Here is a 19,017-nt window from a genome sequence, read left to right on the forward strand (position 1 = left end):
CTGAATCCCCCTGTTTCATTTACGTTTATAAAACGGTGTCGGTACACGTTCGGCTTCTATTTTTTTACCCCGAACTTCAACGATAAAGTGTGTCGCCTCCGCGAAACGGCGATCGACGCGCGCCCAGGCAATTGATTCGTTCACCGTCGGCGGCATCGTACCAGTCGTGACAACACCAATCGTCTCTCCGTCAACTTCGACCGTCGCGCCTTGACGCGCGATACCACGCCCGAGCAGACGCAAGCCGATCAATCGGCGCGTGATGTCTTCTTTTTGCTTCACGAGGGCGTCCTTACCGATGAACTCAGTATCGAGTTTGACGGCAAAGTTCAAGTTCGCCTCGAACGGAGTGACCGTCTCATCGAGCTCGTGCCCATAGAGCGGGAGGCACGCTTCAAATCGGAGCGTGTCACGCGAGCCGAGCCCGCATGGCGTGACGCCTTCAGCTTCTAACGCTGACCAAATTGCGGCTACGTCTTCGGCGCGGGCATACAATTCAAACCCGTCCTCCCCCGTATAGCCACTGCGTGAAACGATGGTCGACACGCCGGCCACGTCGCCGATCATGAACCGGAAAAACTTGATGTCGGCCAGCGGCAAATCCGTCAAACGGCCGAGCACTTGTTCAGCCATCGGTCCTTGGATGGCGATTTGACCATAGGCGTTCGACTCATCCGTCACTGTGACGTCCCCTGTGACATATTCACGGACGTGCGCCACATCTTTTTCGATATTCGAGGCGTTGACGACGAGCCAAAATGCATCTTCATCAAGTCGATAGACGAGCAGGTCGTCGACGACACCGCCATTCGGTAAACAGAACAGATTATACTGCGCCTGACCGATCTGTAATTTTGACACATCGTTCGTGACAAGACGTTGCACGTTCTCGAGCGCATCCGGTCCTTCGATGCGAATCTCCCCCATGTGTGACACATCGAACATCCCGACGTTGTTGCGAACCGCTTGATGCTCTTCTTTAATCGATGAGAACATGATCGGCATCTCAAACCCCGCAAAATCCACCATCTTCGCCTTTACGGAAATCAAATCATATAAAGGCGTACGTTTTAACGATACTTTCTCCATATTATCCCCCAATCCCGAACGTAAATAATGTATTTCGTGAAATATTTCGTTTTCTATTCCACTTTATCAATTTTTTGCGGCTCTGCCTAGCCAAAATGGGCAAAAATAAAGAGGATGGAAAACGAAAACGTTTTCATCCTCATTATTTCATATTTTAGTCTCAGTGGAAACGTCTGGGCGTTCGATTCCAGCGGTCCGTTTAATTTCTTTCGTCAAGCCGACGGTCGCTTGTTTCAGCTCCATCGTCTCGTCCTTCACTTTCACCGAATAGGCTTTCATCTGTTTCACCGATGCATTGACCGTATCCACGTGTTGTTTAATCTCATTGACGAGCCCTTGGATGACGTCGGCACGGATTTGGAACCGTTCCGTCAAGCGCTTCACGCGACGAAGGTCTGCCTTCATTTTATTACGGTACAATAAGAAGCCATACAAGCCGAGCCCGACAAGTGCGAGTACGATAATCCCAAGATTAATCCAAATCATCCTTCTACCTCCTTCAACTGATTCAATGTATGCGCGATGGCCTCTGTGCAGAGCGAAGCGTCAAGCACGTGATTTGCGCGCGCATAGAGCGGTCGACGACGTTCGTACAATGCATGAACGGCCGCTTTTCCGTTACGAACGAGTGGACGGTCCGAGTCTTTAATCCGTTCCCAACAAGCTTCAAACGGCAAGTCGAGCGTGATGATGACACCTTGCTCTCGCATCCATTCCATATTCGCTTCCCGTTCAACAATCCCTCCGCCCGTCACGATATAGTCAGCGCGCGCATTTTGTAACAGTCGACTCTCTTGGAGCCGAAACGCTGCTTCGCCGTAACGATCGAAATATGCCGGGATGTCCATACCGGTATCTGTTTCAAACAACTCGTCCAAATCGATGACGTGATTCGATTTTGCAAGATATTGTTTTAAGCTTGATTTACCTGTACCCATAAATCCAATGATGTAAAACGGTTTAGTCATCGAAATAAATCACCTCTTTATGTCGTTCACCGGTCTGAAGGCGTACGTCGACCTCAATCGTCCCAGTGCCGAGCGGACGGCATTGGATTGTGCCGGTCGGTCTCGTCAACGCGACCGCGGTCGACCCGCACGTCCGCTCCGCCACCATCACGTGAGCCTCGAAGCGAATCGCCAAGGCATCGAGCGCCAATTGTTCAGTGTTTCGTTCGATATCAGTATACCAAAACATTGCCCCGCCGAGTAACCACGTCAATACGATTAACGTCGACATCACAAAGTATCCGCGCGCATGCACATCACGTTCTTCTCGCGCGGCCCGGTCGCATCGTTCCATTGAATTCGAAAACCTTCCCCTACCGGTTCGACCCGGTACGCCTCGATTCCTCTTAAAAATAGCAAATTCCCTCCCCCGTCTCCGACCATGACCAAGTTCCGGTCGATTTGTTTGAGCGTCCATGTCCATGTCGTCCCGTCCGGGCGCACGTGCGTACCGACGAGACGGCCCGACACGACGTCACAATCGCGGCTCTCGAACAGTTTCCGCACCATCAGTTGCGGCGTCGTCTGAACTTTCGCCCGAGGTTGTTCATAAAATGCTTGTCCGAGGACGAGGAAGTGGACCATCAGCCCGATGAAGAGCGGGATGATCAACATCGTGAGACTCACTTCGAGCAAGGTGAAGCCCGAATCAAAGCGTCGGCAGGCAAAGGTCGCCGTCACAGATTGTTTGGCGTCCGCTCGGGTTCGCGGCATCGCGCAGCACCTCCCCTTGGAGCCGTTCATACTTACGGACGGTCGTCTCGAGGCGCTCGACCCGTTCCGTCGCCGCCTCGATGAATGGGGCAACGACACCTACCCAAGCCAGTAAGAGCGCCAGACTGAGGCAAATCTCCCAAAACGTGACTCCTTGCTCATTTCCCTTCAACGCGCAACACCTCCGGCTCGTACGTCCCCATCCTGAATTTCAACGTCACCATCGTCGTTCCTGAATAGAACTTCCACTGTCCCGCATACGTCGCTGCCGTGCGTGAAAAGACGATTTCACTATTGGTCGGCAAACTCAGATCGACCCCTTCCGGCACCACGCGGGACACGAATGGTGTCGTCCCGCAAGCGATTTGGTAGCGCCGTTCTTTGAGATACCAACGTAAACGCGGCACACACGAGCCGTCGGCGGCGACGTAGGGCGCTTGTCCCACTTCGGCGATGTCACTCACGAGCGCCTCCGTGAAATCGAATAATGCCAACCGGTCCATCGACCGGACGACCGGGGTCGCCATGAGGAGCAGGAGTGCCAAAATGACGAGGACGGCCGCCGTCTCGATTAACGTATAGCCGTCTCGCCTCACTGTTTCGTCAACGTACCGGTCGTCGGCGCATACGTGTACACGAGCGACTGACAACTGTATTCAAGCGGACTCTCAGTCGTGGCACGGTCGATCGCCACTAACGTCTCAGGGTACGCTTTATGTTCCGCGTAATACAAATTGATTTCGGACTCGACGATGCGCACACTGCCCTCGCAACTGACGCTGTCCGCTCGTGACTTCCCGTCTGACATCGACGGGACGAGGAGCAAGAGCAACACCGAGATAATTAGCAAGACGGCGGCCATTTCGACGAGCGTGAATCCTTGTTCTGATTTGAAGCGTGTCATAATCAGATTCCTCCTTGTCATAGTTGAGACATGATTAGTTTGACCGGCAAATAAATCGTATAAAAGATCATCGTGACCATCACCGTTAAAAATCCGTATAACATCGGTTCGGCCTTGGCGATCAGCTGCTTCCAATACAGCTCCATCTCTTCGAACACGAGATCCCGATGAATCATCATGATTGATCCGAGCTCCCCGCTCACCGTCCCGACGCCGAACAGACTGACGACTTCATGCTCGAGCAAACGCTCTTGCCGCGCCGCCGCCTCGAGTTCGCACCCGGCCGACATGCGCTCATGCATCCGTCTCGCGATGCTCGCCACCTCACCGTCTCCTCGTGACAGCCGCTCGATGATGTGACGGACCGAACCCTGTCCTTCACTCAACAAGGCTAACTCACTGACGAACAAGTACGTCACGTACAGGCGTCTACCTCTCTCGACGACACGTAGCGGCACGAGTCGGCCGCGTCGGCCGTTCCAATAGAGGCCGGCCCCAGTCACGAGCAATCCGACGAACAGACCTGGGAAAAACCATCGCGACAGAAGAATCGCGTTCAGCCCATCGAGCGTATCGACCTCTACCATCGTCAACAGCTTTGGGAAGATATACAGGGCGTAAATCGCACCGAGCCCGAGCAGCATCGTCAAAATCACGAGCGGGTACCGTGCCAACTGGCTGAGTTCTTGCCGTAGATTGCGGCGCATCGTCGATAAGACGAGCACTTGCTCAAGCCCTTCCAAAAAATGATGACCCCGTTCGGCTGTGACGAGCATCTCTCGCATCCTCGGGTCGGTGACGAGTCCCTCGAACACGTTGGCGAGCGAGCGTCCTTGCTCAAGTTGATTCCGCATCTCACGGATGACTAGTTTCATTTTTCCACGTTCATGCAGTTCGAGCGTCTCGAACGTCTTCTTCAACCCGACTCCACGTGACTGGAGTCTGAGGAAGCGGCGAATGATGGCCAACTCCCTGCTCAATTGGTCTCGGACCACGTACAGCTCACCTCGTCTTCCCGGTGCAGGATGCACCAATGCCGTGCGACTTCCATCTTCCCCGTGAGCTGTTCGAGTCGCCGTTCGCCATCTGTCACACTCGCCGTATGGAACGTCGCAATCGTCATATGACCGCTGAGTGCCGCATCATGCGCCACCCTCAACTCCTCACTCGTCCTGATTTCTCCGATGACAATCACATCCGGATCGGCCCGGAGCGTCTCTTTCAGCAACGTGCGATGGTCGAGTCCCGCTTTCGGATTGACTTCGAGTTGAATCACGCCCGGCACTTGCTTCTCCGGAGGGTTCTCAATCGTGACGATGCGTCGACCGGCCAAACTTTGTAAGAACGCATATAGGACGGTCGTCTTCCCCGCCCCGGTCGCGCCCCCGATTAAGAGCAGACCTTGCCGCAACGTCGACCATTCGTTGAACCGATGGACGTCCTTGTCATCTAACAACTCCGCTAAATGGAACGAGGCGTTCGGAAGCCGCCACGACATGAGCGTTCGGTCGAACGATGGTAGGAAAGTGACCCGGATTGCCTCAACTGACCCGGCGTACATACCGGACTGGGGCACGCGATGATCTGTTTCCGTCAACGAGCACCAATACTTCATATGCAAGGTCAATCGTTCATAGTCTGTATGTGTCATCATCTCCAATCGTTGCAAGTGTGCCCCATGCCGTACTTGAATCATCACCTCGTCCCCTAACGGCATGAAATGGACATCACTTGCCTGCAACGTACGTGCCGCATCAATCACTCGCTCAATTATTCGCATCATCTCCGCCACCTCAACATGAGCATAAAAAAAAGCCCACTCGTTGGAAAGTGGACTTGCGTCATGAAACGTTTGCAGTTGTCGATTCGAAACGGCGGGCATACGCCTCGATTGTCGCCTTGTCATAACCGACAATGACTTCGTTGCCATCCGTCAAAATCGGGCGTTTCAATAGTTTCGGATTTTCGCTCATCAACTTGAGCAACTCGCTCAGCTTTAAATCTTCGACGTCAATGTCTAATTGCTTGAACGCCTGACTTCTCGTTGCGAGAAGCGAGTCGACTCCGTTTTCGCTCAGTGCCAATAGCGTCTTCAATTCGTCCACGGTCGGGGCGTTGCGGAAGATATGGCGCTCGCTTACCTCAAGGTGCTGCTCCTGTAAAAACGCTTTCGTCTTACGGCATGAAGTACAGCTCGGGTACGTGTAGAACATCAATTCATTTGCCATTTCAATACCTCCTCATAATGTGTGGAACGATTCGTTCGATGTGTGTAAGTTGATTATACAACCTTATACCCGTTTTGTACATAGTTTGTACAAGTTTTTTTATTTTTTTGTACAACCTTGTCCAACGTTTTTATTTCACATATTTTTCACGATTATTTTGCTCAATTCACACGTTTTCATAGCATTTTTCTGAATGTGTTGGTAAAATAGTGAATGAGAATGGAATAATGCACGTATGGGGGGATTAACATGGCGAGAATGTTCCGTGTCCTAGGCTTTTGGACTGGGTTGATCGCGGCGCTTGCTTTCGTAGGCGCACTCGGTGGAGATCAAAGCAGTAGCGAACATAGTGGTGACTTCGTCGTAATGGGTCTTGTCTTTTTAGCTCAAACTATTTTCTTCGTCGCACTAGGCTACTTGAAACTCACTGAAAAAACGTATGTATACGTGTTCGGCGCTTATTTGACTGTCTTCTTCGTCGTCTTCACGTATTGGAGTAACTTCCAAATGTAAAAAAAGATTGTCTCCTCGTGAGACAATCTTTTTTTAGTTATCTGTCGAAAAACGGATTCGTCCGAATCTCGGCCTCGAGCGTCGTCTTCGGCCCGTGACCTGAATAGAGCACCGTTTCACCCGGTAATAACTGACGCATGCGATCGATCGATCCAAGCAACGTCGCTTGGTCACCACCGTACAAATCGGTCCGTCCGACCGACTGTTTGAAAATCAAATCCCCACAGAAGGCGATGCGTTCGGTCGGGAAGTGAAGCGTGACGCTGCCCGGCGAATGACCCGGCGTGTGATGCAACTCGATGGAGAACGCACCGATTTCGAGCGTCTTGCCTTGATAGATCCGTTCGGCCGGTCGCATCGCCGCACTTGGCAGATGAAACTTCGCCGCCCCGTTCTTCTCGTCGTCCATCAGCCACGTCCGTTCCGCTTCATGGACGTAGACCGGGACGTTGTAACGGTCACGCAAGGCATCGATTCCCCCGATATGGTCAAAGTGGGCATGTGTCAACAGAATGGCGTTCAAGCCACCGAATCGTTCCACTGCCTCGAAGAATTTCGGGTCATCCGTGCCCGGGTCGACGATGAGGACCGTGCCTTCTTTTTCGAGCACGTATCCGTTCTCTTGGGCCAGGCCCGATGTGATTCTTACTATGTTCATCCAGAACACCTCCCCCATCATTCTAATCGATATTGTGGCAAAATTGTAGCGGAGGCTTTCTTTTCTCGACAGCGTCTACATTATCGGATAAAATAATAATGATATTTCAGTGAAATTTTTATGAATTTCATGACGTATAATAAAGGGGGAACTCGTCATGCATTTGTATGAACCATTTGGATGGATCTCGCTCATCGTTGCACTCGTTGCAATCTGGGGAATGGCCCGTTCGTTTAAGAAGCGCCAATTCTTTCCACTTGCTTTCGCCGCGGTCACTGTACTCGTATTCGGATTTTTCGGCGTCGCGACATTGATTTACGGTGGAATCCCAAGCTAATGAGCACGAAGACGACTCTGGTCGTCTTTTTTTGTATAACAAATAGCGCCGTCCCGGCTAAGCGGGACGGCGCTATTTGTTATTGTTCGGTCTGCTCTTTGAAGCGGAGCAAATCTGAGTAAATCAAATCATCGTTCATTTGGAGAATCTTCTCTGCTTCTGCGCTATCCGGTCCACAGAGCGAGACGTCCTCAACGACTTCACCGCTCGAAGCGTCATAGCATGTCGATTGCGTCCAGACGTATTCGTCGGTGATGACGGTGCCATCCCGGAAGATGGCGCGGCTCGTCCGGTCTTCCGATAACAAGTCACTTCCGAAACCTACCGTGTCCGACGTGTCGATCCCGAGCAAGTGCAAGATCGTCGGCTTCATGTCGACATGACTGCCGATCGTCTCGTGCACTTTACCCTTGTCTTGTCCCGGTAGATGAACCGCGAACGGGACGGACTGGAGCTTGGCGACGTCGTATGGCGTCAACTCGTCTTTGCCGAGCAAGTCGGCCATGGCGTCGTTATGGTTCGTCGAGATTCCGTAATGGTCACCGTAGACGACGAAAATCGTGTCGTCCCACATGCCGTTCGCCTTCAACTCGTCGATGAACAAGCCGAGCGCATAATCTTGATACGCGAGCGCTTGTGGGAAGTTGTTGAGTGTCGTCGAACTCGTCTCGAATTTCGGCACGAGTTCGTAGTCCTCGCTCGGCATCGTGTACGGGAAGTGGTTCGTGAGCGTGATGAACTTCGCATAGAACGGTTCCGGCAGCTCTTCGAGCATCGGAATCGACTGTTCGAAGAAGCTGTCATCGAGCAGTCCCCACTCCGTCATGTCCTCGGGGTTGCCGAGGTCATAGCTCTTCTCATCGAAGAACTGGTCGACGCCGATGTTTTTATACATCAAGTCCCGGTTCCAGAACGATTTGTTGTTCGCATGGAACACGGCCGAGTAGTAATTGTCTTCCTTAATCAATTCAGGGAGTGCCTGATACTCGTTATCGGCGTTCGTGAAGTAGACGGCACCACGCGGAAGTCCGTATAGCGAGTTGTCGAGTGCGAACTCGGCATCCGACGTCTTCCCTTGGCCGACCGTATGGTAATAGTTCGGCCAGTAGTGGGACTCTTCGATCAGTTTGTTCAAGTTCGGCGTGATGTACTCGCCGTTCGACGCTTTCATGTTGTGCGTGAAGTTTTGGGCCGACTCGAACGAGACGACGACCACGTTCTTGCCTTTATACTTCCCGAAGTAGTCCGGGTTCGGTGCTGCATAGTGTTGACGGGTGTACTTCTCGATTTTGGCGAGTTCTGACCCGTCAGCCATCGCCTTCTGGGCCGACGTTTTCGTTTGAAGCATCGCATCGTAGACGTGGAAGTTGAACGTCCCGATATTCTTGACCAACAGTTCCCGGTCGAACGAACGAGTCAACAGTTCCGGACGCTCTGTTTCAGCGAGCGACAAGTTGAACAAGAACACGACGACGGCCGTCGCGAATGTCACGAGCGCTCTCCGATGAGAGGCAGCCGTCGCTGTCGCGTTGATGCGCCATAGGATGAACGGCAAGACGAGCACGTCCCCGAGGATAATCAAATCTTTCCATTCCAACAGTGACGTGAACGATGTCGACAACGTCTCCATGTTCGACGGTTGCAAGATGACCGGCATCGTCAAGTAGTCGGTAAACTCGCGGTAATAAACGGCATCCGCAAACAAGATGAACGATGCTGCGGCATACAGCATGTACAAGACCCATTTCTGCTTATTTCCTTTAAAGAAGAAACTGAACGCGAATAGGAATAGAGTGGAGCTGATCGGGTTGATCAGCAGAATGAATGCCTGAGCGGTGTTTTCAATCGGGATATTGAAGAAAAATTGGTAAACTACGTACGTCTTCGTCCAAAGTAATAGCGAGAAAATCCAAAATAACCGATATTCATGAAACGAAGCGCGGACCGTATCATTCAGTCGCATAGTAAGCTTCGAGAAGCTCTGAGATGACTTCATCTGACGGCCTCCTCCTCTGTTCAACGGGCGACGAGATCAACTGATTCGCGTCCCCCTATTTTTTTATAAGTCCAATTGGCTTGTTATCCATTTCACGTACGATAACAGTCCGGTATCAAGTCCAAATCTTACCCCTTTTTTAACAAAAAATCAACTCCGTCATTACAAATTTTACATTATCCCATACCCGTTCCAAATAAAAAACACGCCTGCGTCAAATCGCAGGCGTACATGGACAAACGTTATACACGAGTCGGGATAAAGTGTTTACGAGCGAGCCACGCACAACCGATGACACCCGCATCGTTCTCGAGTTCCGCGATTTTGAACGCCGTCGACGCATAGACGCGCTCGAGGGCGAACCGTTTGAACTGCTCGTCGAGCGGCTCGAGGAGTGCTTCGCGTGCTTTCGAGACGCCTCCGCCGATGACAATCATTTTCGGGTTCAACGTGTTGGCGATATTCGAAATCGTCAATCCAAGATATTCGGTCATCTCGTTCACGACTTCTGTCGCGACGACATCATTCGCTTTATACGCTTCGAACACGTCGCGTGCCGTCACTTCGTTCAGTTCGTTCAACGATGTCGTCCGACCTTTACGTTTTTGGAGCGCCAGACGGGCGACCCCGGTGGCCGAAGCAATCGTCTCGATACAACCTTTACGGCCGCAGCCACACATGACGGCTTTCGACTCGTCACGTTCAACCGTGATGTGGCCAATTTCCCCAGCCATACCTGCAGCCCCGTGGACGATATTGCCGTTCGTGATGACACCGCCGCCGACGCCTGTGCCGAGCGTGATGGCGAGCAGTTCTGATGCGCCTTCGCCTGCCCCTTTCCACATTTCACCGAGTGCGGCAGCGTTGGCGTCATTCTCTAAGACGGCCGGCAAACCGACCGCTTTCTCGAACTCGCTGACGAGCGCAAAGTTTTTCCAACCGATGTTTGGTGAATATTCGACCACACCTTCTGAAAAGTTGATAAAGCCTGGTGCCCCGATGCCCGCTCCTGCGAAATCTTGCTTCGCTTTGCCCGACGTTTCTAAATAGGCTTCGAATGAAGAGGCAATATCAGTCGGAATATGTACCCCGTTCTCACGAATATCCGTTGTAATCTCCCACTTGTCAGAAATAATCCCGTTCATATCGAGGACGGCCATCTTCACCGTCGTTCCACCAATGTCGATTCCTAATAACCACTTCATGTGTTCCACTCCTCGTCTCGATTAAATCGCTTTCATCCCATAGTTTACACTATTAAACCCCTAGTGCAAACCTTTGCACTAGGGGTTTTTCTGTCAATCTCTTGAATTTTTCAGTTCATGGGTCAAAATAATCTTGGCCGTATCATATTCCCGTTGTTCAATCATTCCGCCCGCATGCAACTCATCGAGTTCCATCATCATGAGCCCGATTTCGGCATCGCGCTCACCGATATAAATGATCGTGCCGAACGATTTCAAAAATTGCTGGACGTCATAAAAATTTTTCATCGTTCGTCCTCCATCGCGGTGAGCACGAAACGGTACAGCAGTTCCCGGGTCGCTTCGAGCGATTTGAGATGCGTCCGCTCATAGCTATGGCTTGACTCGATGCCTGGTCCGACGAGCGCGTGGCGCACATCGTAGCCGGCTCCGATTGCAGCCGAGGCGTCCGATCCATAGTACGGATAGATATCGACTTTATGGGCGATGTCATGTTTACGGCATAGCGCGGTGAATTGACGGCGCAACCCGAGATCATACGGGCCTGACGAATCTTTCGCACAAATCGAAACTGTATACTCGTCCGAGTGTTGCCCGTCCCCGAGCGCACCCATATCGACAGCGATATATTCAGTCACCGCTTCGGGAATTCCGGCGTTGCCCCCGAACCCGACCTCTTCATAGTTCGAGATCAAGTAATGGACCGGGTGTGGCAACTCCGCCTCGACCAGATCTTTCGCCAAATCGAGCAAGATGGCAACGGACGCCTTGTCATCGAGATGACGTGATTTGATATAACCGGCGTCGGTCTGACGGAAGCGCGGGTCGAATGAGACGAAGTCCCCGACCTCGATACCGAGGGCCCTTACGTCTTCGGCTGTATGGACGTCCGCGTCCAAGCGCACTTCAATCGTTGACGCCGTCCGTTCGGCGCTATTCGTATCCTTATAGACATGGACGCTCGATTGATGAATGAGAATCGTTCCTTCAATCGGCGCACCCGTCTCGGCATGAACCAGACAGTTCTCCCCTTCGATTGCGGTCCAGGCGTATCCGCCGACTTGCGTCAAGCGCAAGCGGCCGCTCGGCAAGATTTCTTTCACCATCGCGCCGAGCGTATCGACATGGGCCGTCAACAGGCGGGCTCGATTCGATTTGCCCTCAAATGTCGCCAGAAGCGCCCCTTTGTTCAAGCGTTTCGTGGGGATCCCGAGTGCCGTCAGTTCTTGTTCGACGAATCCGATCGCCTCGTCCGTCATCCCGGACGGACTTGGAATTTCAACCAATTGCTTCAACGTTTCAATCATACCCTTACTCCTTTGTCATCGATTGTAGCCGAGCCAAAATAATATGCCGGACGCCACGAACACGAGCCCCGCAAATAGCAGGCGACGTTTCTTCACATGTTCATCCGGTAAGCCGACCACTCCCGCCATCAGAAAGCCCCCGACGAGTCCACCCGCGTGTGCGGAATGGTCCAAACTAGCGCCAAGGACGAAAGCGAGTCCCACGTTTAATCCTAACATAATAAACAGTGGAGGGCCGAGTGTCTTCATAAATAAGGAGCGGTCGCGCAGTCCGAAATAGAGCAGTGCGCCGACAAGCCCAAACAATGCCCCGGACGCGCCGGCCGAGATGGCTTCGCTGAACGCATACGAGGCGACCGTGGCGATGACACCTGCCAACAGATAAATGGTGGCGAAACGCGTCGACCCGTACATCCGTTCCACGAGCGGGCCGAGTGACCAGAGCGCGAACATGTTGATGGCGAAATGGAACCAACCGATATGAAGGAACATCGGTGTGATCAGACGCCACCATTCTCCTTCGTCGATGAGAGGATTCACTTTCGCACCGAAGCGGATGAGCGTGTTCGGATCGAGCGTCGAGCCGATTGATTCGGCGAACCACATGACGAGGAACGTCACGAACATGAGCGCATAGACGAACTGAGGCTTCCCAAAGGCGAACCGTTGCTTCAGTTCATTTTTCCGTTGTTGGTCGAGGGCGACGGCACGCGGGCGATATGACGTTTCCGTTTCGGCGCACGGCCGCATCTCGAGCTTCACTTTTGCCGCAATCGGGAACGTGAGCGACGACAGACGCTCTTCATCGACGAGCGGGTCACCATAAATGTGGACATGGAGCTTCTCGCGGCCGATTCGGGCCAAGCGAAACGAGTTCATGACCGCCTCGACGTCCAAGGCGACATGGTTCGCCCACGCCTTATCTGTCCGTATGTAGAGGTGATAGACATCCCCCGCTTTCGTGTCGAACAATAAAAGTGCCCGCGACGGCTCTAAGACGCCCTCGATGCGTCCTCCTGCTTCGACGGCACGATATACATCTTCCCAAAAACAAGCTGGTTCTGTCATGTTGGCTCACCTCCTTCTATACTTTCATTCTAAAGGAATTTAGGCAGGACGACAAAATCGAGCATCGCCCCAATCTGCCCCGCTCTTCCGTCGGTCCACAAAAAAACCGTAGTGGCGGGAGCCAACTACGGTCATGACAGAACGAGTAATCGTTCTTATAAGACAGGTTGCATCGTTTTCAATAACACTTCTGCCGAATGATGCATCTTTTGTTTTTCTTCGTCTGACAACTCGATTTCCACGACTTGACGGACTCCTTGGCGGTTGATGATGGCCGGTACACCGATATGGATATCGTTCAAGCCGTATTCACCATCTAAATGTGCGCCGACCGTCAACAACGTGTTCTCGTTACGGAGCACAGCCTTGACGAGACGGAGCAAACCGAGGCCGATGGCGTAGTACGTCGCGCCTTTGCGCTCGATGATGTGGTAAGCCGCGTCCCGAACGTTGACGTAGATGTCTTCGAGGTCTTCCCATGTATACTCGTCGTTCTCTTCAAGCAACTGCTCGACCGACTTCCCGTAGATGCGGGCGTTGCTCCAGGCCGCGAATTCCGTGTCTCCGTGCTCACCCATGATGTAGGCGTGGCAGTTGCGTGGATCGACGTTGAAATAGTCACCGAGCATGTAACGGAGACGTGACGTATCGAGTACCGTTCCTGATCCGAACACGCGGTGTTTCGGTAAACCTGAGTATTTCCAAGCCAAATGTGTCATGATGTCGACCGGGTTCGAGGCGATGATGATGATGCCGTCGAATCCAGATGCCATGATGTCCCCAATCATCGATTTCATGATTTTGGCGTTCTTCTCGACGAGGTCGAGGCGAGTTTCACCCGGTTTTTGCGGAGCACCGGCAGTGATGACGACGATATCTGCTGCACCACAGTCCGTATAGTCCCCTGCCCAGACGCGCATCGGTGAAGAAGCGAACGAGACGCCGTGGTTCAAGTCCATCGCTTCGCCTTCCGCCTTCGATTTGTTGATGTCGATAATGACGAGTTCCTCACAAAGACTTGCTGTCGTCAATTGGTACGCAAAGCTGGCACCGACCGCTCCGGCCCCAACGAGCGCGACGCGTGTTACTTTTGCATGATTTAATGTTTCCATATTGATTCTCCACCCTTCGAACAATCTGTTTCATGTTTTTGTTATGTCTGTTACATAAAGATTGTAACATCATTCACAAACACTCACTACTAAGGAAACCGTTTTCACTTTGGCGATATTGTGACAAAATTCACATTCGTTTGAAACATCTACATTTTCTGTACTACCCTCATCGTAACAAGAGGAAACTAATCGTCGCGGCCGCGGCGATCGACAAAAAGTTGACGGCGTCATTGCCGAGAAAACGCCAGCCCGACACATAAGCCGTCGGCTCACGATGATGCATTTTCTTCTCGGTCAATTTGCCGCACACACGGCATCGATATTTCCGTTGCACCGTGGCCCCTAACAATGTGTCGACGACGCTGCCGCTCAATCCGAGAGCAATCAAGACGAGCGCGAACGTCACATCGATCTCGATAAATGGAAGCGAGGCGAGGATGATGACCGTGGCCCCGACAATCGACATGACCGTACCGAACACGGACACCCCACCACTCGTTCCCGGTTCGACTTCACGGAACGTCCGAATCGAGCGCGGTTTCTGCTTGGCGAGGACGCCGAACTCAGATCCCCACGTATCACTCGTCGCTGCGGCAATCGAGGCGACATAGGCGAATAACCAGGCATCGTTTGGCGCAAGAATCATTCCAAGCGCCGTCACCATGCCGACGCCCCCATTGGCGAGCACTTGTACGAAATCACGGGGACCCGATTTCTCAACAATCTCATCGACAGGCGCCTTGTCCCGGGCACGATATTTCGAGGCGAGCGACGATGTCGAGAAGAAGACACCGAGTAAATAGAGCCCGAACCAACCGAAACCGTAGCCGATGACCGTCCCCGTCACGACCGTCAAGACGGCACCGGAGCGGGTCAACGAGCGCAATCGATAGCCGGCAAAGGCCACCAAACAAGTTACAACGAAGATGGCGAACATAAAATCGTTTCCCTTTCCGTCACGATGAATTCGACAGGAATGTCGTGTGGCTCAATCGGGATCTCATCGAGCAGTTGAACGTCATAGGCCAACGCGATGGTCGTCCCTTTGTACGTGGCGAGGTAGCGATCATAATAGCCGCCTCCCCATCCGATTCGATAGCCGGACCGGTCAAACACGCGGCCGGGGACGATACAGACGTCAATCGAGCGCATCGTCGCTTCAGTCGTCGGCTCCAATATATTCATGACGCCCGGCTCGAGGTCTTCTAGCGAATGAATCTCATGGAACGTGAGTCCCTGTTTCGTAACTTTCGGCACAAACACCAATTTTCCTGCCTTCCATGCTAAGCGGATGAGCGGCAACGTATCAATCTCTAAATCGAGGGCGAGCGTAACAGCCACCGTGTCCGCCTCTTGCCACGCCTTCAGTTCGGTCAATGTATGTATGATGACGCGGTCCCGGTCCGACCGGTCGTCGAGTTCACGGATTTGACGATGTACGGCTTGCCGAAGTTGTTTCTTTTCAATCATTTCAATTCCCCCTTGTTCAAAAAAAAGGCCGCCACATGAGTGACGGCCAGTCTCATTATTTCACTTCGCGGTAAAGCGTGTGACGACGGAGACGTGGGTTGTATTTGCGCAATTCGAGGCGCTCTGGGTTGTTACGTTTGTTTTTCTTCGTGATGTACGTGCGATCGCCTGTTTCTGTGCAAGCTAGTGTGATTTTAACGCGCATTTCTTTCACTCCCATCTTACTAATGTTGTATCAAGTGCTTTTGCTTTACAGTCTAAGCATACTCAATTATCCTACCAATTTTTATTTGAAAAAGCAAGGTTATTTCGTGTTCTTTTTCAAACGTTTTTGCCCGTATGGCGAAGCATCGAGCGGCAGGCAGGTTTTTACGTTATCACCAATCGCATAGCGCATTCCGACTTCCTCAGTCGATAGTTGTTCGCAGATGTACACCGTGTCGGCTTCAGCGAGGACGCTGTTCTCGATTCGGTGAATCGCGTCGAACAGACCGCCGTGTCCGTGCGGATTGCGGGTCGTTTCAAAGGACAACATAGTTGAGTATAACGGAACTTGTAGTGCTTTCGCAAGCGAACGTGCCGCAGGAATCGTCATCCAATCAAATTGATGGATCGCTTTGAACGGAACTTTGGCCACGAGCTCATGCGCAAGTTTGACGTACGCCACGTTTTGGGCCGCGACTTGGTTCATCACGTGCTCCAAGAACGGGCTCGTCAGACGAACGCGGTACACGTGGACGTGGTTGTGACGTTCATACTCCGGTAACCCTTCCTTGAACGGGGTCAAGACGTACACCGTCTCGCCTTCCGCCGCCCGGGCTTCGACCTCGTCGATGACACGGCGTCCGAGATCACCGACGACGTTGCCTGTATATTCTGGCGTCAAGACGAGAATCGCCTCGCCTTCACTGCCACGTTCCTCAGTCACGTAATAGTCGTGCGGAGACAGGAACGTGTCGATGTCAATGTCCACATCATCAAGGAACGGATACGCGCGATAATGGTCGGCGAGCAGTTCATCCGATAACTTGTCTTGATATAGGGCGGTCTCGAGCTCAGCGAACAGACGTGTGTGCTCGCGGAAGCGTTCGGCTGCATATTGGGCCGTCGTCTGTCCGTCGAGGATGAAGGCCCAGTCACTCGATACGGCGAGGACGTAATGTCGCACGAGTTGAATGAGCGCCCGATCGACGAGCGGTGAGGCGTGACGATAATCGGCCACGTCTTTGACGAGTTGTGTCTCCATCATGTGCAAGTGGCGGAGCATCCATTCGTTGCGCTCGTTGATCCACACATCACCATAACCTTTACGCCCCCACGTGTTCATCGAGACGTGTACTGTCTCGAGGTCTTGGAAGTGGCGCTCGAGGAACAGGGCCGGCGTAATCGTCTCGATTCCGAACTCTTCGAGCCGCTCGGCGACCTTGCCGAGGAATTCAGGTCCTTCAAACCACCAATGTCCGAACAACTCGGCATCGAACGGTGCCGTCACGAGGAACGGCGGGAACATTTGTCCACCATGGGCCTCAAGATGCCCTTCGAGCGTCTGCGCAAAATCGAGGGCGTGGTTGTCGATTTGATGTTCGGCCCAGGCGCGGACATAATAGTCTTTCTCATCCGAGTCGCCCGTGATGCGGTGCATCTTCAGACCGGTATCGAATCGAATCCCTTCTGGGTGCATGAACTTTTCAATATACGCCCAGTCGCGGTCATAGGCGAGGTCACGATAAAACTCGCGATAGTCAGGATGGCCCGGATACCCGATCATCGAGCTCCAAATCTTCCCGGAGATGATTTGGTCACGCGGGAACAAGGCGACGCCATGCGGCGAGTAGACCGGTGCGCCAATCCCCTTGTCCGGAGTAGGGTCGGCATCGAGTAAAGCGTGCTCATCGACGAACGTATAACGAACGCCTTCCTCGTACAAGATGCGGTCGACACCCGGCGTATAGGCACACTCCGGCAACCAAATGCCGGTCGGGCGGAACCCGTAATGACGCTCGAAACAGTTCAAACCGGTACGGATTTCCGTGCGGGCGGCCTGCTCCGTGAACAAGTGCGGGTTGAAGCCGTGCGTCGCCGTACATGTGACCATATCGATGAACCCTTGCTCACGATATGTACGGAACGCATGGTTCAAGTTCTTTTCCCAATGCAGGAACGTTGTTTTCAAATCGGTGTAGCGCCCGCGATAAAAATGGAGCGTCTCAACTTCCGGTTCGCTCCGTCCTTCGGCGAGCTCAATCTCAATCAATTCGAGCATCTCATCCAAATGTTCCACGTAACGGTCCTGGACGAGCGGGTCGGCGAGCATCTCGACGACGGGCGGTGAAATGCTGACCGTCCAATGAAGCGGCTTTTGCAGACGGTCGATTTGCCAAAGAATCGGGATATATGTCTCGGAGATGGCTTCATACACCCATCTCTCTTCTAAGCGGTGTTTCTCTTCATGTCGCACGTACGGAAGGTGGGCATGAAGGACGAGTGAAAAATAACCTGGTTTCATCAAATAAATCCTCCTCAGCGCACGAATCGGTATGCAGAATATTTAGGTAGCGTGTCGAGCAGTTCAGGAGACTCGACTTCCCCGTATTGCCAACGTCGTACCGGTTCAGCGAAACGACCATGGCCGGCTGGCTCCGCACGTGGCGTATCAATCGGTGAAGATGCGAGCAACGGAAGAAACTCCCCTTCCATCGTCCGAATCCCAAACTCGAACACATACGTCGTGTTCGGATCGAGTGGCCGAACGAACCAACTGTTCGTCATCTCCGGTAATTCGAACGTATATGAACGGTTCGCATGCCCGCTCGCGTAATCAAGCAACGTGATGTCGAGGATACGGAACGCCTTCGGCAAATCTTCCCACGGACGCATGAACTGCATCGACAACGTCTCCTTGACGCTGTCAGAAACCTCCCAAAAGACGTAGACGGCGTTCGGCGATTGAACGACCGCATGCATCAAATCTTGATCATAACGGTCAGGGAGCTTCCAGAACCCATCTGGGCCTTTATCTAGAAGCGGTGATTGGACTGGCAGCTCATGTTGCAGCGTCGAAGCGACCTGAGTCCCAGATGAGGCGGGTACTTGCTTCGATTTCGGTGTCATTGCTTTCTTCCCTTCGGTCTTTCGTTTTGGAGCGGCGGCTACCGGCTTGGCTGGTTCACCGTGTTGGGAACGCCATTTGCGCCAAGCGTACTGGACTTTCCCGATCGGCATGTCTAATTGTTCTGCAATCTGTTTTAACGTTAGTCCTTGTTGTTTCAAGGAAACGATTTTCTCTTCCATCTATTTGTGGCTCCCTTCCTAAAAAAAAATCCATGTGTTCTACTATTCGCCTCCAACCCGTGAATTCCTGCACAAAAAAAAAGTAAAGAACAACTGGTCTGTTGTTCTTTACCAC

Annotated in this window: 25 protein-coding genes; 2 read left to right on the forward strand and 23 right to left on the reverse strand. The window is 52.6% G+C overall.

What is annotated here, in order from left to right; all coding sequences use genetic code 11:
• Nucleotides 1-15: 15 nt before the first annotated feature.
• The 11 genes from gcvT to KNP67_RS09065 form a co-directional block, all read right to left on the reverse strand.
• Complete coding sequence (gene gcvT / locus KNP67_RS09015; RefSeq protein WP_214756514.1) at nt 16-1,089, reverse strand: glycine cleavage system aminomethyltransferase GcvT; 1,074 nt, start codon at nt 1,087-1,089, stop codon at nt 16-18.
• Between the two features lie 147 nt (nt 1,090-1,236).
• Nucleotides 1,237-1,575: a hypothetical protein gene (locus KNP67_RS09020; RefSeq protein ID WP_021067717.1), complete on the reverse strand. Its 339-nt coding sequence runs from the start codon at nt 1,573-1,575 to the stop codon at nt 1,237-1,239.
• The gene (locus tag KNP67_RS09025) at nt 1,572-2,057 is read right to left on the reverse strand and encodes a shikimate kinase (RefSeq protein ID WP_251130840.1); all 486 of its coding nucleotides are present in this window, start codon (nt 2,055-2,057) and stop codon (nt 1,572-1,574) included. The genes KNP67_RS09020 and KNP67_RS09025 overlap by 4 nt, the downstream gene beginning before the upstream one ends.
• Nucleotides 2,050-2,328 (reverse strand): hypothetical protein, encoded by a 279-nt coding sequence (locus KNP67_RS09030; RefSeq protein ID WP_214756515.1) that lies wholly within the window; start codon nt 2,326-2,328, stop codon nt 2,050-2,052. Before KNP67_RS09030 ends, KNP67_RS09025 begins: the two co-directional genes overlap by 8 nt.
• Nucleotides 2,328-2,810, reverse strand: a complete 483-nt coding sequence (locus KNP67_RS09035; protein WP_165569415.1) for a prepilin-type N-terminal cleavage/methylation domain-containing protein — start codon at nt 2,808-2,810, stop codon at nt 2,328-2,330. The genes KNP67_RS09030 and KNP67_RS09035 overlap by 1 nt, the downstream gene beginning before the upstream one ends.
• Nucleotides 2,746-2,982 carry a hypothetical protein gene (locus tag KNP67_RS09040; protein ID WP_131471258.1) on the reverse strand — a complete coding sequence of 79 codons (237 nt, stop codon included), beginning with the start codon at nt 2,980-2,982 and terminating at the stop codon, nt 2,746-2,748. The genes KNP67_RS09035 and KNP67_RS09040 overlap by 65 nt, the downstream gene beginning before the upstream one ends.
• Nucleotides 2,969-3,406: a prepilin-type N-terminal cleavage/methylation domain-containing protein gene (locus KNP67_RS09045; protein WP_214756516.1), complete on the reverse strand. Its 438-nt coding sequence runs from the start codon at nt 3,404-3,406 to the stop codon at nt 2,969-2,971. The genes KNP67_RS09040 and KNP67_RS09045 overlap by 14 nt, the downstream gene beginning before the upstream one ends.
• Nucleotides 3,403-3,714 carry a prepilin-type N-terminal cleavage/methylation domain-containing protein gene (locus KNP67_RS09050; RefSeq protein ID WP_021067723.1) on the reverse strand — a complete coding sequence of 104 codons (312 nt, stop codon included), beginning with the start codon at nt 3,712-3,714 and terminating at the stop codon, nt 3,403-3,405. The genes KNP67_RS09045 and KNP67_RS09050 overlap by 4 nt, the downstream gene beginning before the upstream one ends.
• 17 nt (nt 3,715-3,731) lie before the next feature.
• Nucleotides 3,732-4,709, reverse strand: a complete 978-nt coding sequence (locus tag KNP67_RS09055) for a type II secretion system F family protein (protein ID WP_131471261.1) — start codon at nt 4,707-4,709, stop codon at nt 3,732-3,734.
• Nucleotides 4,691-5,497 (reverse strand): ATPase, T2SS/T4P/T4SS family, encoded by an 807-nt coding sequence (locus KNP67_RS09060; RefSeq protein WP_131471262.1) that lies wholly within the window; start codon nt 5,495-5,497, stop codon nt 4,691-4,693. The genes KNP67_RS09055 and KNP67_RS09060 overlap by 19 nt, the downstream gene beginning before the upstream one ends.
• Nucleotides 5,498-5,555: 58 nt before the next feature.
• Nucleotides 5,556-5,942: a Spx/MgsR family RNA polymerase-binding regulatory protein gene (locus KNP67_RS09065; protein ID WP_021067726.1), complete on the reverse strand. Its 387-nt coding sequence runs from the start codon at nt 5,940-5,942 to the stop codon at nt 5,556-5,558.
• Between the two features lie 249 nt (nt 5,943-6,191).
• Here KNP67_RS09065 and KNP67_RS09070 point away from each other — a divergent pair, with 249 nt between their 5' ends.
• Complete coding sequence (locus KNP67_RS09070; RefSeq protein ID WP_021067727.1) at nt 6,192-6,455, forward strand: DUF2626 domain-containing protein; 264 nt, start codon at nt 6,192-6,194, stop codon at nt 6,453-6,455.
• A 37-nt stretch (nt 6,456-6,492) separates the two neighbouring features.
• On the opposite strand, the gene KNP67_RS09075 is transcribed toward KNP67_RS09070, so the two are convergent.
• The gene (locus tag KNP67_RS09075) at nt 6,493-7,113 is read right to left on the reverse strand and encodes an MBL fold metallo-hydrolase (RefSeq protein WP_131471263.1); all 621 of its coding nucleotides are present in this window, start codon (nt 7,111-7,113) and stop codon (nt 6,493-6,495) included.
• 157 nt (nt 7,114-7,270) lie between these two features.
• On the opposite strand from KNP67_RS09075, the gene KNP67_RS09080 reads away from it, so the two are divergent.
• Nucleotides 7,271-7,450 carry a DUF2759 domain-containing protein gene (locus tag KNP67_RS09080; RefSeq protein WP_021067729.1) on the forward strand — a complete coding sequence of 60 codons (180 nt, stop codon included), beginning with the start codon at nt 7,271-7,273 and terminating at the stop codon, nt 7,448-7,450.
• A 79-nt stretch (nt 7,451-7,529) separates the two neighbouring features.
• Here the strand turns inward: KNP67_RS09080 and KNP67_RS09085 are convergent, their stop codons facing one another.
• The 11 genes from KNP67_RS09085 to KNP67_RS09135 all read right to left on the reverse strand — a co-directional run bounded on the left by KNP67_RS09085 (nt 7,530) and on the right by KNP67_RS09135 (nt 18,902).
• Nucleotides 7,530-9,446, reverse strand: a complete 1,917-nt coding sequence (locus KNP67_RS09085) for an LTA synthase family protein (protein WP_131471264.1) — start codon at nt 9,444-9,446, stop codon at nt 7,530-7,532.
• Between the two features lie 242 nt (nt 9,447-9,688).
• Entirely contained in the window at nt 9,689-10,651 is a 963-nt protein-coding gene (locus KNP67_RS09090; RefSeq protein WP_131471265.1) for an ROK family glucokinase, read from the reverse strand.
• A 93-nt stretch (nt 10,652-10,744) separates the two neighbouring features.
• A complete protein-coding gene (locus tag KNP67_RS09095; RefSeq protein WP_021065735.1) occupies nt 10,745-10,939 on the reverse strand; it encodes a YqgQ family protein in 195 nt (64 codons plus the stop codon).
• Nucleotides 10,936-11,958, reverse strand: a complete 1,023-nt coding sequence (locus KNP67_RS09100) for a M42 family metallopeptidase (RefSeq protein ID WP_131471266.1) — start codon at nt 11,956-11,958, stop codon at nt 10,936-10,938. The genes KNP67_RS09095 and KNP67_RS09100 overlap by 4 nt, the downstream gene beginning before the upstream one ends.
• Before the next feature lie 15 nt (nt 11,959-11,973).
• On the reverse strand, nt 11,974-13,026 hold the full coding sequence (locus KNP67_RS09105; RefSeq protein ID WP_131471267.1) for a rhomboid family intramembrane serine protease: 1,053 nt from the start codon (nt 13,024-13,026) through the stop codon (nt 11,974-11,976).
• A 155-nt stretch (nt 13,027-13,181) separates the two neighbouring features.
• Nucleotides 13,182-14,138, reverse strand: coding sequence for an L-lactate dehydrogenase (locus KNP67_RS09110; RefSeq protein ID WP_021065732.1), 957 nt, complete (start codon nt 14,136-14,138; stop codon nt 13,182-13,184).
• Nucleotides 14,139-14,307: 169 nt separating this feature from the next.
• Nucleotides 14,308-15,078, reverse strand: a complete 771-nt coding sequence (locus KNP67_RS09115; RefSeq protein WP_058763916.1) for a DUF92 domain-containing protein — start codon at nt 15,076-15,078, stop codon at nt 14,308-14,310.
• A complete protein-coding gene (locus tag KNP67_RS09120) occupies nt 15,057-15,611 on the reverse strand; it encodes a 5-formyltetrahydrofolate cyclo-ligase (protein ID WP_214756517.1) in 555 nt (184 codons plus the stop codon). The genes KNP67_RS09115 and KNP67_RS09120 overlap by 22 nt, the downstream gene beginning before the upstream one ends.
• 55 nt (nt 15,612-15,666) lie before the next feature.
• Entirely contained in the window at nt 15,667-15,831 is a 165-nt protein-coding gene (gene rpmG / locus KNP67_RS09125; RefSeq protein ID WP_255313299.1) for a 50S ribosomal protein L33, read from the reverse strand.
• A gap of 84 nt (nt 15,832-15,915) precedes the next feature.
• Nucleotides 15,916-18,117, reverse strand: coding sequence for a 1,4-alpha-glucan branching protein domain-containing protein (locus KNP67_RS09130; protein ID WP_214756518.1), 2,202 nt, complete (start codon nt 18,115-18,117; stop codon nt 15,916-15,918).
• Nucleotides 18,118-18,131: 14 nt separating this feature from the next.
• Nucleotides 18,132-18,902 carry a DUF4912 domain-containing protein gene (locus KNP67_RS09135; RefSeq protein ID WP_021065728.1) on the reverse strand — a complete coding sequence of 257 codons (771 nt, stop codon included), beginning with the start codon at nt 18,900-18,902 and terminating at the stop codon, nt 18,132-18,134.
• Between the last annotated feature and the right edge of the window lie 115 nt (nt 18,903-19,017).

The organism is Exiguobacterium sp. s157 (assembly GCF_018618205.1).
Lineage (GTDB): Bacteria > Bacillota > Bacilli > Exiguobacteriales > Exiguobacteriaceae > Exiguobacterium > Exiguobacterium chiriqhucha.